At 69.4% G+C, this 13,246-nt stretch carries 11 protein-coding genes; 5 read left to right on the top strand and 6 right to left on the bottom strand.

Annotated elements, in window-relative coordinates; translation table 11 throughout:
* Positions 1-43 precede the first annotated feature (43 nt).
* A complete protein-coding gene (gene pheT, locus Q0579_RS09945; RefSeq protein ID WP_298811798.1) occupies positions 44-2,455 on the bottom strand; it encodes a phenylalanine--tRNA ligase subunit beta in 2,412 nt (803 codons plus the stop codon).
* Between the two features lie 52 nt (positions 2,456-2,507).
* A complete protein-coding gene (gene pheS, locus Q0579_RS09940; protein WP_298811797.1) occupies positions 2,508-3,668 on the bottom strand; it encodes a phenylalanine--tRNA ligase subunit alpha in 1,161 nt (386 codons plus the stop codon).
* A 116-nt stretch (positions 3,669-3,784) separates the two neighbouring features.
* Between pheS and crtY the strand changes: the two genes are divergently transcribed.
* The 4 genes from crtY to Q0579_RS09920 are packed head-to-tail and all read left to right on the top strand — an operon-like array spanning position 3,785 to position 8,018.
* Entirely contained in the window at positions 3,785-4,942 is a 1,158-nt protein-coding gene (gene crtY / locus Q0579_RS09935) for a lycopene beta-cyclase CrtY (RefSeq protein ID WP_298811795.1), read from the top strand.
* Positions 4,939-6,432, top strand: a complete 1,494-nt coding sequence (locus tag Q0579_RS09930) for a phytoene desaturase (RefSeq protein ID WP_298811793.1) — start codon at positions 4,939-4,941, stop codon at positions 6,430-6,432. Before crtY ends, Q0579_RS09930 begins: the two co-directional genes overlap by 4 nt.
* Positions 6,433-6,486: 54 nt before the next feature.
* Complete coding sequence (locus tag Q0579_RS09925) at positions 6,487-7,068, top strand: TIGR00730 family Rossman fold protein (protein WP_298811791.1); 582 nt, start codon at positions 6,487-6,489, stop codon at positions 7,066-7,068.
* Positions 7,065-8,018, top strand: a complete 954-nt coding sequence (locus Q0579_RS09920) for a phytoene/squalene synthase family protein (RefSeq protein ID WP_298811789.1) — start codon at positions 7,065-7,067, stop codon at positions 8,016-8,018. The genes Q0579_RS09925 and Q0579_RS09920 overlap by 4 nt, the downstream gene beginning before the upstream one ends.
* 99 nt (positions 8,019-8,117) lie before the next feature.
* Here the strand turns inward: Q0579_RS09920 and Q0579_RS09915 are convergent, their stop codons facing one another.
* Complete coding sequence (locus tag Q0579_RS09915; protein WP_298811787.1) at positions 8,118-9,743, bottom strand: alkaline phosphatase D family protein; 1,626 nt, start codon at positions 9,741-9,743, stop codon at positions 8,118-8,120.
* 106 nt (positions 9,744-9,849) lie between these two features.
* On the opposite strand from Q0579_RS09915, the gene Q0579_RS09910 reads away from it, so the two are divergent.
* Positions 9,850-10,566 (top strand): polysaccharide deacetylase family protein, encoded by a 717-nt coding sequence (locus tag Q0579_RS09910; RefSeq protein WP_298811786.1) that lies wholly within the window; start codon positions 9,850-9,852, stop codon positions 10,564-10,566.
* Here the strand turns inward: Q0579_RS09910 and Q0579_RS09905 are convergent.
* From Q0579_RS09905 to Q0579_RS09895, 3 genes are read right to left on the bottom strand one after another with little or no spacing between them, the layout of a single operon-like run.
* Positions 10,545-11,744, bottom strand: a complete 1,200-nt coding sequence (locus Q0579_RS09905) for a glycosyltransferase (protein ID WP_298811785.1) — start codon at positions 11,742-11,744, stop codon at positions 10,545-10,547. The two genes, Q0579_RS09910 and Q0579_RS09905, sit on opposite strands and share 22 nt — an antisense overlap.
* 4 nt (positions 11,745-11,748) lie before the next feature.
* Positions 11,749-12,273: a DUF2141 domain-containing protein gene (locus Q0579_RS09900; RefSeq protein WP_298811784.1), complete on the bottom strand. Its 525-nt coding sequence runs from the start codon at positions 12,271-12,273 to the stop codon at positions 11,749-11,751.
* The gene (locus tag Q0579_RS09895) at positions 12,255-13,169 is read right to left on the bottom strand and encodes a hypothetical protein (RefSeq protein WP_298811782.1); all 915 of its coding nucleotides are present in this window, start codon (positions 13,167-13,169) and stop codon (positions 12,255-12,257) included. The genes Q0579_RS09900 and Q0579_RS09895 overlap by 19 nt, the downstream gene beginning before the upstream one ends.
* Between the last annotated feature and the right edge of the window lie 77 nt (positions 13,170-13,246).

Genomic DNA, 13,246 nt, shown 5'->3' with positions numbered 1-13,246 from the left:
CAAAAGTTCGAACGGGCGGGCGCGGTGGCACCCGCCCGTTTGCTTATCCGCGAAGCGTCGCGCCCTGCTTCGCGGCGGCGATGACGACCTTGTCGCTGATCGCCTTCAACTCCGCGTCGGTGAAGCTCTTCTCGCCCGGCTGGAGCACGATTTCGAGCGCGACCGACTTGGTATCGGGCTCGACGCCCGCGCCGGTGAACACGTCGAACACGCGCGCGGAGACGATCGCCGCCTTGTCCGCGCCCTTCACCACGCGGGTCAGCGCGTCGGCGCTCACGCCCACCGGCACCACGAACGCGAAGTCGCGGCGGACCTGCTGGAGCGCGGGCGGCGCGTAGGGCGCGCGCATGAAGCCAGACGCGCCGCGCTTCGCGGGGATGGCGTCGAGGTAGAGCTCAACTGCGGCGACCGGGCCCGACAGGTCGAACGCCTTCAACGTGCGCGGGTGGAGCATGCCGAAGGCGGCGAGCACGGTTTTCGGCCCGAGCCTGAGCGTGCCCGACTGGCCGGGATGCCACGCCTCGCCCGACCAGACACCGTCCGCGCCCAGCACCTGCAGATTGTCGACCGGCGCACCCGCGGCGGCGAGCAGCGCCAGCGCCTCCGCCTTGGCATCGAAGGCGTCGAACGCCGCCGCCTTGCCCGTCCGCCAGCCGCGCGCGCGCGCGTTGCCGGCGAGCACGAGGCCGAGCGTCGCGCGCTCGTCCGCCGCGCCGTCCTTGCCGCCGGCAAGATAACGGCGACCGAGCTCGAACAGCCGCACGCTTTCCGCCCCGCGCTTCAGGTTGCGCTCGGCCGCCGAGAGCAGGCCGGGCAGCAGCGACGGGCGCATGACCTTGAGCTCCTCGCTGATCGGGTTGGCGAGCGTCCAGTCGCCGCCGCCGAACACCGCCGCGGCGGGATCGGACACGAAGCTCCACGTCACCGCCTCGTCGAGCCCGCGCGCGGCGGCGGCGCGGCGAACGCGGCGTTCCAGCTTCTGCGCGGGCGTCGCGGTCGGCGTCGCGACGCCGGCGGGGCGCGGCAGCGCGACCGAGGGGACGTTGTCGATCCCCTCGATGCGGATCACCTCCTCGACCAGATCGGCGCTGCCGTCGATGTCGGGGCGCCAGGTCGGGACCGTTACCTGCCAGTCGTCACCGACCGTGAAGCCGAGCGACGTCAGGATTTCGCGCTGGCGCTCGGGCGCGACCGCGAGGCCGCCGAGCGTCTCGGCACGTGCCGGATCATAGGCGTAGCGGCGCGGCTCGAGCGGCGGCTCGCCAACGCGCGTCACCGCGCTCGGCTGCCCGCCGCACAGCTCGACCACCATGCGGGTCGCGATCGCGAGCCCGTCGTCGAGGAAGGCGGGGTCGACCCCGCGCTCGAACCGGGTGCGCGCGTCGCTGCTGAGTTGCAGCGCCTGTCCGGTGCGCGCGATCGCGTCGGGGTCGAAGTACGCGCACTCGATCAGCACGTCGGTCGTGTCGGCGGTGACACCCGAATGCTCGCCGCCCATGACGCCGCCGATGTCGTGAACCGCGGCGTCGTCGGCGATCACCGTCATGCCCGCTCGCAAGGAATAGCTGCGGCCGTTGAGCGCGAGCACCTCCTCGCCGTTGCGCGCGGGACGCGCGACCAGCGCGCCCGACAGCTTGGCGCGATCGTAGACGTGCAGGGGACGGCCAAGGTCGATCATCACGTAGTTGGTCACGTCGACCAAAGCGCTGATCGGCTTCTGCCCGATGGCGGTGAGTCGGCGACGCAGCCATTCGGGTGACTCGCCGTTCGCGACGCCGGTCACCGATTGCGCGTAGAAGGCGCGGCAGCCCGCCGTGTCCTCGATGCGCACCTCGGGTCCGGCACCCTCGCCCGCGACCGCATGCACGTCGAGCGGCTTCATCGTGCCGAGCCCGGCGGCGGCGAGGTCGCGCGCGATGCCGCGCACGCCCATGCAATCGGGGCGGTTGGGGGTGACCGATACGTCGATCACCGGATCGTCGAGCCGCGCATAGGCGGCGAAGTCGGTGCCGACGGGAGCGTCGGCGGGCAGTTCGATGATTCCGTCGTGGTCTTCGCCCAGCTCCAGTTCGCGGGTCGAGCACATCATGCCGTTCGATTCGACCCCGCGGATCGCGGCGACGCGCAGCACCATGCCATTCGACGGGACCGTCGCGCCGGGCAGGCCGAACACGCCGACGAGGCCGGCGCGCGCGTTGGGTGCGCCGCAGACGACCTGGAGCGGTCCCCCATTATTTATATTGGCGCCGGCATCGACCGACAGCACCTGGAGCTTGTCCGCCTGCGGGTGACGCTCGGCGGTCAGCACGCGCGCGACGCGGAAGCCCGACAAACGCTCGGCCGGGTTCTCGACGCCCTCGACCTCCAAGCCGACGCGGGTCAGCGCGGTCAGGATGTCAGGCAGCGTCGCCTCGGTGTCGAGGTGGTCCTTGAGCCAGGAAAGCGTGAACTTCATGGATTTGACTTCCGTGATCCCGCGGGGCGGGTCGGTAAAAGAATAGGCTGGTTCAGGCGGTGCCGACGCCGCCCGACCCAACGCCTGCGGAAAGGGTCGGCACGTCGAGCGCGGCGAAGCCGTAATGCTTCAACCAGCGGATATCGCCCTCGAACACCGGGCGCAGATCGTCGATGCCGTATTTGAGCATCGCGAGCCGGTCGATCCCGCAGCCAAAGGCGAAGCCCTGCCACTCGGCGGGATCGAGCCCGCAGGCCGCGATGACCTTGGGGTGGACCATGCCCGAGCCCAGCACCTCCATCCAGCCGCCGCCCGGCCCGTTCGGATCGCCACCGATCACGCGCTTGCCCTTCTCCATCGTGAAGCCGACGTCGACCTCCGCCGAGGGTTCGGTGAACGGGAAATAGCTCGGGCGCAGGCGGAGCACGACGTCGTCGCGCTCGAAGAAGGCGCGCAGGAACGTCTCCAGCGTCCATTTGAGGTGGCCCATGGTGATGCCGCGGTCGATCACCAGCCCCTCGATCTGGTGGAACATCGGGGTGTGCGTCGCGTCCCAGTCGGAGCGGTAGACGCGGCCGGGCGCAATGATGCGTAGGGGCGGCTGCTGCTGCATCATGGTGCGGATTTGCACGGGCGAGGTGTGGGTGCGCAGGACCAGCGGCGCTGGTCCTGCGCGGCCCGCGCCGTCGGACGACGGGCTCTGCCCGTCACCGGCCGCTCTCGCCTGTGGCTCGAGGTAAAACGTATCCTGCATCGCGCGCGCGGGATGCGTGTCGGGAATGTTGAGCGCGCCGAAATTATGCCAGTCGTCCTCGATCTCCGGCCCCGTCGCGACCGCGAAGCCGAGGTCGGCGAAGATCTCGGCCAGCTCGTCCATGACCTGGCTGACCGGATGCACGCTGCCGATGGGAGCGGCATCGACCGGCAAGGTCACGTCGACGCGCTCGGCGGCGAGCTTCGCTTCGAGCGCGACATTCTCCAGCTTGGCGCGGCGGGCTGCGAGCGCCGCGGTCACCGCCTCGCGCAGGCCGTGGATCGCGGGGCCCTGTACCTGCCGCTCGTCGGGCGACAATGCGCCCATCGTCTTCAAGAGCGCGGTGACGCGGCCCTGCTTGCCGAGCGCCTCGACCCGCACGGTGTCGAGCGCGTCGAGGCTCGCGCACGCGTCGATCGCGACGAGATAGTGCGCCTTCAACTCTTCGATATCGGTCATGCGCGCTGCCGTCCGCGAGGACGCCGCGGAAATCAAGCCCCGCGCGCCTCCACCCGCCCCGACAATCCCACACCGGACCTTCCCGCTCGCCCCCCGATCGGCTAGGCGGATCGGCGATGCGCTCCACCATCCTCTGCGATGTCGCGATCGTCGGCGGCGGGCTGGCCGGGTCGCTGATCGCGCTCGCGCTTCATGCGCGCCGGCCCGATCTCGACGTGCGCGTGATCGAGGGTGGCGCCGTATTTGGCGGCCATCACCTGTGGTCGTTCTTCGGCGCCGACGTGGTGAAGGCGCACCGCCCGCTGATCGCGCCGATCGTCGCGCACGCCTGGCCCGATTACGACGTGCGCTTTCCCGCGCACGAGCGGACGCTGGCGCAGGCTTATTATACCGTCCGCTCCGAACGGCTCGACGCGCACGTCCGCGCGACGCTGCCGGGCATTGCGCTGATGACGGAACGCAAGGTGCTGGCGTGCAGCGCGACCGCGGTGGTGCTGGCGGACGGTGACCGGGTCGAGGCGCGCGGGGTGATCGACGCACGCGGTCCCGGCGACCTCGCGGCGCTCGAATGCGGCTGGCAGAAGTTCGTCGGACAGGAGTTGAGCGTGTCCGCCGGCCACGGCGTTGCGCGCCCGGTGGTGATGGACGCGACGGTCGAGCAGCGCGACGGCTATCGCTTCGTCTACCTGCTGCCCTTCTCCGCCGACACGTTGCTGGTCGAGGACACCTATTACAGCGACACGCCCGAGCTCGATCGCGCCGCCATCCGCGAGCGGATCGGCGATTACGCGCGCACCAAGGGCTGGACGGTCGGCAATCCGCTGCGCGAGGAACACGGTGTGTTGCCCGTCGTGCTCGGCGGCGATTTCGAGGCCTACTGGCGCTCGACCGGCAAGGTCGCGAAGGCGGGTGGGCGCGCGGGGATGTTCCATCCGACGACCGGTTACTCGCTGCCTGACGCCGTGCGGTTCGCGCATCTGATCGCGAACGCGAACGACCTGTCGGGTGCCGGCTTGCACGAGCTGACCCACGCCCATGCCGCGCAGGCGTGGCGTGCGCGCAAATTCTACCGCATGCTCGACCTGATGCTGTTCAAGGCGGCCGAGCCCGCGGAGCGTTACCGCGTGCTGGAACGTTTCTACCGCCTTCGTCCCGGGTTGGTGTCGCGTTTCTACGCGGGCCGTTCGACGACGCTCGACAAGATGCGCGTGCTCGCCGGCAAACCGCCGGTCCCGATCGGGCGCGCGATCCATGCTTTGAAGGATGCATCATGACGCGTGCAGTGGTGATCGGCGCAGGCTTCGGCGGCCTCGCTCTCGCGATCCGGCTCCAGTCCGCCGGGGTCGAGACAACGATCCTCGAGTCGCGCGACAAGCCGGGCGGCCGCGCATATTATTGGGAGTGTGACGGCTTCACCTTCGATGCCGGGCCGACCGTCATCACCGATCCGGCGTGCCTGGAAGAATTGTGGGCGCTGTCGGGCAACCGCATGGCCGACGACGTCGTGCTGGAAGCGGTGCAGCCCTTCTACCGGCTCCACTGGCCCGACAGCACCAGCTTCGATTACACCAACAACGACGAGGTGCTGCGCGCCGAGATCGCGAAGCTCAACCCGGCCGATGTCGCGGGCTATGGCCGCTTTCTCGATTATTCGGCCGGCGTGTACCGTGAGGGTTACGAGAAGCTCGGCCATGTCGCGTTTCTCGATTTCGCATCGATGGTGAAGGCGGCGCCCGCGCTCGCCAAATATCAGGCGTGGCGCTCGGTCTACTCGATCGTGTCGAAGTTCGTTGAAAGCGAGAAGCTCAGGCAGGCGCTCAGCTTCCACACCCTGCTCGTCGGCGGCAATCCGATGACTACCAGCGCGATCTACGCGCTGATCCACAAGCTCGAGCGCGACGGCGGCGTGTGGTTCGCCCAAGGCGGGACCAACCGGCTCGTCGCGGGCATGGTCGCGTTGTTCGAGCGGCTGGGCGGCAAATTGCGCCTGAACGATCCGGTCTCTAGAATCGAGACGCTGGGCGACCGCGTGACGGCGGTGGAAACCGCGGGCGGGTATCGGCAGGAGGTCGACCAGGTCGCGGCCAATGCCGACATCATGCACGTCTACCGCGACCTCTTGCCCGAGTCGGGCGCGGCCAGGCGGACCGCGGAGAAGCTGGAGCGCAAGCGCTACTCGCCGTCGCTGTTCGTGGTCCACTTCGGCGTGACGGGAACGTGGCCCGGCATCCCGCACCACATGATCCTGTTCGGCCCGCGCTATAAGGGGCTGCTCGACGACATCTACGATCACGGCGTCTTGAGCGAGGATTTCTCGCTCTACCTTCACCACCCGACCGTCACCGACCCGAGTCTCGCACCGGAGGGGCATTCGACCTTTTACGCGCTGGCGCCGGTGCCGCACATGGGCAAGTTCACCGGTGATTGGGAAACGGTCGCGCCGATCCTGGAGAAGCGCATCCTCGACGAGGTCGGTCGGCGGCTGATCCCCGACATCCATTCGCGCATCGTCACCAAGTTCAGCTACGCGCCAACCGATTTCCAGCACGATCTGAACGCGCATCTGGGCAGCGCCTTCAGCCTCGAACCCGTGTTGACGCAGAGCGCCTATTTCCGCGTCCACAACCGCGACGACGCGATCTCGAACCTGTTCTTCACCGGCGCGGGGACGCACCCTGGCGCGGGCATTCCGGGCGTGGTCGGCAGCGCCAAGGCGACGGCGGCGCTGATGCTGGAAGGGTATCGCACGCCCGTCGCGGCGTGACCTTCACGCGGCGCACGGTTGTCGCCGTGCGCTGCTTGGCCTAGCGGGGCGGGCATGAAGCGTCTCGCCGTTTATTGTGGCTCCGCCACGCCCGCCGATCCCTCCTACGTCGACCTCGCCCGCAACGTGGGTGAGGGACTCGCGCGGCGCGCGATCGGCCTCGTCTACGGCGGCGGGCGGCTGGGGTTGATGGGCGCGGTCGCCGATGGTGCGCTGGCGGCCGGCGGCGAGGTGATCGGCATCATCCCGCAGGCGCTGGTCGACGCCGAGGTCGCGCACCGCGGGCTTAGCGAGCTCCACGTCGTCAGCGGCATGCACGAACGCAAGCGCGCCTTCACCGACCTGTCGGACGGGTTCGTCACGCTGCCGGGCGGCACGGGCACGATGGACGAATTGTGGGAAGCGCTGAGCTGGGCGCAGCTCGGCTACCACGCCGATCCGGTCGGGCTGTTGAACGCCGGCGGCTATTACGACCATCTGATCGCGTTCTGGGTTAAGATGGGCGAGGTCGGCTTCCTGCGCGCGCAGCACCGCGACCTTCTGATCGTGGCCGACACGTTCGACGCGCTGCTTGATCGAATGGCGGATCACCGCCCGACGCAGCCGATCGTGCGCATGGCGGCGGAGGACCTTTGAGCCACGAACCCGCGCTGCCCTCGCGCGACGCGATCGTCGCGGCGGCGGAGGAGTCGATCGCGCGCGGGTCGAAGAGTTTCGGTGCGGCGTCGAAGCTGTTCGACCGCGAGACGCGCGAGCGCGCGTGGCTGCTCTACGCCTGGTGCCGCAAGTGCGACGACATCGTCGACGGGCAGGACCACGGCCACGGGATGCGCCGCGTGGCGGACGCGGAAGCGCGCGTCGCCGAGGTGCGGCGGCTGACCGACCTCGCCCTCGATGGTGAGGTGGTGGGCGACCCGGCGTTCGACGCGCTGCGCATCGTCGCGGCCGAGGTGAAGCTGCCGCGCGCGCTGGCGCACGACCTGATCGACGGGTTCCAGCTCGACGCCGAGGAATGGCGCCCGCGCAGCGAGGCCGATCTGTACCGCTATTGCTACCATGTCGCGGGCGCAGTCGGGTGCATGATGGCGCTCGTCATGGGGGTGTCGCCCGACGACGAGGAAACGCTCGACCGCGCGTGCGACCTGGGACTCGCTTTCCAGCTCGCCAACATCGCGCGCGATATCGAGGAGGATGACCGCGCAGGGCGCTGCTACCTGCCGGTCGAGTGGCTGGTGGAGATGGACATGCCGCCGGGGCAGCACATGAAGCCCCCGTTCCGCGACCGGCTGGCGGTGCTCGCGCGCCGGCTCGCGACACGTGCCGAGATGCACGAGGCGAGCGCGCGGGTGGGGACCAAGGCGCTGTCCAGGCGATCGGCCTGGGCGGTGCTGGCCGCCGCGGGCATCTACGGCGACATTGCGCGCAAGGTGGCGGCGCGCGGGGGCGCGGCGTGGGACCACCGGGTGACGACGAGCAAGTGGGAGAAGCTGGCGTGGATCGCGCGCAGCTGGGTCGCGGCGCGGAGGCGGATGGCGATCGCGGACACGCCGCGCCCGGCGGAATTGTGGACGCGGCCGCGAAATTAGAACGTCATCCCGGGCCTGATCCGGGATCCCGCGTCTTCAACCGCGCAAGATAGCGGGACCCCGGATCAAGTCCGGGGTGACGGTGCATTAGCCGGAAGCTTAAGCGACCATCCGCCGCCGACCGCGCATCACGGTGGCGGTGTGGCCGACGCTGGCGGCGGGGTTGCGCTGGCGGATCGTGTCGACGAACAGCCAATCGTTGCTGACCCGGTCGGGCGTGATCGTCATCGCCATATAGCCGCGGCGCGACGTGTCGCACCATTTGAGCTCGGGATTGGCCGAAACCAGCGTGCGCGCGACGAGCGCGGGGTCCTGCGTCAGCGCGCTCTCGTAGCCCGGCGAGCTGACCGCGTGGCCCGCGAACTCGACGCCTGCCGCCCCGTCCTGCGCGAGGTCGAACGCCCAGGCATTGTGGCTGTCGCCGCAGATCACGACCAGCTCGGCGTTGGCCGATTGCGCCGCCTGCAGGAAACGCCGCCGTGCCTCAGGGTAGCCGCCCCATGAGTCAAGGTTCGACGGCAGCCCGTTCTGCGCCGCCATGATCCCGGCCTTGATATAGCCCTGCGCGCGCGGGCTCGATCCCGCGAGCCAGTCGCCCGCCGCCTTGGGCGTCGACAGATTGCCCATGATCGTACCGAAGCCGACGACCTGCCAGCGCTGCCCCGCCTTCACCGAGCGTGCAAGATCGTGGAACAGCCACGATTCCTGTTGCGTCCCCATCATCGTCACCGCGGGGTCGCTCCACGCGCCGTCGCGGAACGCGCGCATGGCGGCCGCAGGGTCGGGTGCCTTGAGCAGCTCGGCGATCTCGGTCTGGCGCGTGCGCGCGAACAGCCGCGTCTCGGTGCGCCACAAGGTCGCGAGCTGGCCGATCTCATACGCTTTCCACGGCTCGTCGGAGACGGGCATCCACTCGCGATAGGCCTGGACCGAGGCGGCGCGGCGCGCGTTCCAGTCGCCTTCGCTTGCCGAGTCGTGGTTCTGCGCGCCGCCTTCCCACGAATCGTTCGCGCTCTCGTGATCGTCCCATTGCACGATCCACGGCACGCGCGCGTGTAGCAGTTGGAGGTCGGGGTCGGCGCGGTAGCTGGCGTAGCGCAAACGGTAGTCGGCGAGGTGGATCGTCTCGCCCATCGGCTGCGGCACGCGGCCGGGCACCGCGACGTTGGCGGGTGGATAGGTGCCGGGCGAATATTCGTAGAAATAATCGCCGAGGTGGACCGCGAGGTCGAGATCATCGCGCGCGGCGGCGTGCGCATAGGCGTTGAACCAGCCGTAGCCCATGTTCGAGCAGGAGAAGATCGCCGCCTTGAACGAGCGCGCCGCGCCTTGCGGCAGCGTCCTGGTGGTGCCGGTGGGCGAGCGCGTGCCGTCGGGCGCGACGAAACGGTAATGGTAGCGCGTGCCGGGTTTCAGCCCCCAGACGGTGATCTTCGTGGTCCAGTCGCGCCATGGACCCGTGATTTCGCTGCCGGTAGCGACGACGCGCGCGAAATCGGGCGTTTCGCTCAACTCCACCACCAGCTTCGCCGAGTCGCCGCGCGGCGCCACGTAGCGCGTCCACAACAGCATCGTGTCCTGCCCCGGCTCGCCGCTCGCGACCGAGTGGGTGAAGCCGGTCGCGCCGAGCATGGGTGCGACTTGCGCCAGGCCGGGGATCGACAGCGCGCCGAGCCCGAGCGTGCCCGTCGCGATCAGCGCGCGCCTGGTGGTGGTGAGCGTCACGTGTGTCCCTTCCCCGATTACGACATCACCCTTGCCGCAGATCGATGATGCTATCGTGACAGCGCCTTGCTGCGCCCGCGTTCGTGATCGGCTAAGGCAGGCGGCGATGAAACGCCTGCTCGCCTCGATCCACGACGTCTCGCCGCGCTTCGAGCGCGAGGTCGATCAACTGCTCGCGCACCTTTACCCGCACGTCGGCGAGCGGCTGGCGATGCTGGTCGTGCCCGATCACTGGGGGGCGGCACCGCTGACCCCCGCGTTTAAGGCGCGGCTGCGCGCCTGGTCGGATCGCGGGGTCGAGATGTTCGTCCACGGCTGGTTCCACCGCGACACGTCCGCGCACGCCGGCACCGCCGCGTTCAAGGCGCGCCACATGACCGCGGGCGAGGGCGAGTTCCTGGGGCTCGACCATGCCGAGGCACTGGCACGGATGCGGCGCGGCAAGGCGCTGGTCGAGGACACGATCGGCCGCCGGGCAGCGGGTTTCATCGCGCCGGCGTGGCTCTACTCCGATGACGCGCGCCGCGCGCTCGGCGACGCGGGCTTCGCGCTGGCGGAGGATCACGCGCGGGTGTGGCAGCCGGGTGGGCGCATCGTCGCGCGAGGGCCGGTCATCACCTGGGCGAGCCGGTCGCGCGCGCGGCAGTTCAGTTCGCTTGCCGCCGCCGCGGTGCTGCGCCGCGCGTTGCAGCCGACGCGCACGGTGCGGGTCGCGGTTCATCCCAGTGACACGCGCGTACCCGCGCTGATGGCGAGCATCGACCGGACCTTTGCTGCGTTCCGCGGCCACGCGCCCGTCGCTTACGCCGACCTTCTCGCCTGAGCCGGTGCACCTGCTTCGCGCTCGGCGATGCGGTGCGCGTAGAAGGCGACGAGATCGGCGGCGTGCTGCTCGTCCGAACGGACGTGCGCCGCGGCGACGCGCGCCGCGCGGTGCAACAGCGCCTGATCGCGCGCGAACAGCCGCAGGATCGCTGCTGCGCAGTCGTAGGCGTCGCCGGCGCGGTACGTCTCGGCATAGGTCGGCCGCGCGACCTCGAACGCGCCGCCCGCGTCGGGCACGATCAGCGGCAGCCCGCTCGCGAGCGCCTCCGAGGCGACCAGCCCGAACGTCTCGTTCGACGCGCCGTGGATGAACGCGTCGGCGCTCGCCATGAAGGTCGCGAGCTGCGGGCGATCGTAGACCGGGCGGTACAGGCGGATGTGCGGGCTGCTGCCGATATGCCGCTCGAGCGCGGCGGTGTCGGGACCCTGCCCCAGCATCATCATGCCGACGGGCGCGCGCGCGCCGGCGCGCTGCACCGCGTCGATCACGGTCGGCCAGCGCTTCTCCGGGTGGTGGCGTCCGACTGCGAGCAGCAGGTGGGCGTCGGGCGGCAGGCCGCACTGCGCCAGCATCGACGCGCGCAGCGCCTCGTCGCGCAGGTCGGGCGAAAAGCGCACGCGATCGATGCCGAGCGGGATCGCCGCATCGACGCGCACGCCGCGCGCGCGATAGCGTTTGAACAGCACCGGGCCGTTGGTGATCACCGTGTCGTAGCGCTCGAAACAGCGGTCGAGGTAGCGATTGTACCAGTCAAAGGCGCGTTCGATCCGCTCGGGCGAGGCGAGCCGGCCGAGCCAGCGCTTGGGATAGGCTTCCAGATTGTCGTTGTGGAGGAACCAGCTCTTGAGCGCTGGCCCCTGCCAGTCGGCGACGATCCCGGCCGAGCGCCACGGCGAGCAATTTTCCACCACGTCGGGCTGCAGGTCGTCGAGCAGCGAGTGGATCGGCGCGGCGTCCCAGAACAGGCCGTAGTTGCGGTCGATCGGGATGGTCGGCGACTTCACGTAGATGACGCGTCCGCCGGTCGGGCGTTCCTCGACCCGCGTGGCGCGGCCGGGTGCGATCACGACCAGTTCGTGGCCCTGTTTGGCCAGGATCGCCATTTTGGCGTCGATATAGGTCCTGACCCCGCCGCCGGTCGGCGAATAGAGTTCGTTGACCTCGACGATCCGCATCGCCTCAGAACCCGAACCCGCCGAGCCCACGCAGATATTGCGCGCGGATCGTGGTCTGCATGACGCCCGCGCCGACCTGGATCAGCGCGTCGGACAATTTGGGGCGCGAGCGGCCGATCTTGCGGTTGCCCGGAAAGCCGGCGCCGTCGCTCCAGAAATCGAACTTGCGCTTGCCGTCGCGGTCGTGGCCGAAGAACAAGGCGTAGCGGCCCGGACGCGGCACGCGGATGCACAGGCGCGCGACACTGGTCGCAGGCGCCGCCACCGTGATGCGGCGGAACACCTTGCCCGCGGCGAGCAGTTTCTTGTCGTCTTCCAGGAAATCGGTTTCGTTGGCGGGATAAAGCTCGAGTTTGATCGTGCCGCGTGCGTCCTTCAACCCGGTGACCGTCGCCAGGATCGCGGGCCCCTGCCCGCCGTTGCACGCCCCCGCATCGGGCCCGAGCACCTGCGCACTCGCCGGAACACTCGCGAGCCCCGCCGCCGCGATCAGCGCGACGCGCCAGAAACTCACCCGAGCCTTCGCCATGCCTTCAGCCTTTCCCACACGAATCCGGCACCAAAGATGCCGACAACGGCGATATGCGCCAGCAAGGTTGACGCGGCGGTGAACGCCATCAACTCGGACAAGGCGCGATCGTGTCCGATCACCAGGATCGCGAAATTGGCGAACAACAGGTCCTTGTTGGGCAGAAACGGCAGGCGCGAGACGAGCAACCGCCCAGCCATCAGGAATACCCACATGAACACCGACACGCTCGGCATCGCGAAATGCCACGCGACCGCGAGCGCCAGGCTGCTCAGCGCGATGCGATAAAGCGACCAGCGATAGATCCACCACAGCTCACGCCGGGCGAGCGAGAAGACGATCGGCGACAGGAACAGCACCGCGCCGACCACCAATCCGGTCAACCCCAGGGACCATAGCATCGCGCGCAGCACGTCCGGATCGATCAGCTTGTAGCCGAGCGGCAGCGCGATGGCGCCGAGCAGGATCGCGGCGGTGTTGCCCGCCAGGCCCGACAGGATGCTGACATCCTTCACCGCACCGAACGGCGCGGTCACCATCTTCAACCGTTCGCGTGCCCAGGCGTAGAAATAGGCGTCGCCGGTCACGCCGATCAGCAGATCGTTGGCGACGCGTTTCAGGTTCAACGCGCCGAACGCACGCGCGGGCACCCGCCACAAGCGGCGGAAGATCACGAAATCGACGATCGGCGTGGTGAAATAGGACAAAAGAAACAACAGGTAAAACCAGCCGTTGCGCGGCAGCATCCGTGTCAGCCCGGCAAGCCCGTGATCGAGCAGCTCGTGCGCCAGTCCGATCAGCATCACGCCCGTCAGCGCGGTCGCGAGCGCGCGTGGCCAGCGCGGGCGATGCCGGCGGATCGGCTCCAGCGCGCGCAGTTGATCCGCGTCGGTCATGCGCGCACCGTGACTAAGGTCGACGGGACCACGATCACCCGGGTCGCCGCGACCCGCCCGCTGCCTCTGCTCCGCCG

The sequence above is a fragment of the uncultured Sphingomonas sp. genome (genome assembly GCF_936927845.1).
Classification (GTDB): Bacteria; Pseudomonadota; Alphaproteobacteria; order Sphingomonadales; family Sphingomonadaceae; genus Sphingomonas.
This window is presented reverse-complemented; position numbering and strand designations above follow the sequence as displayed.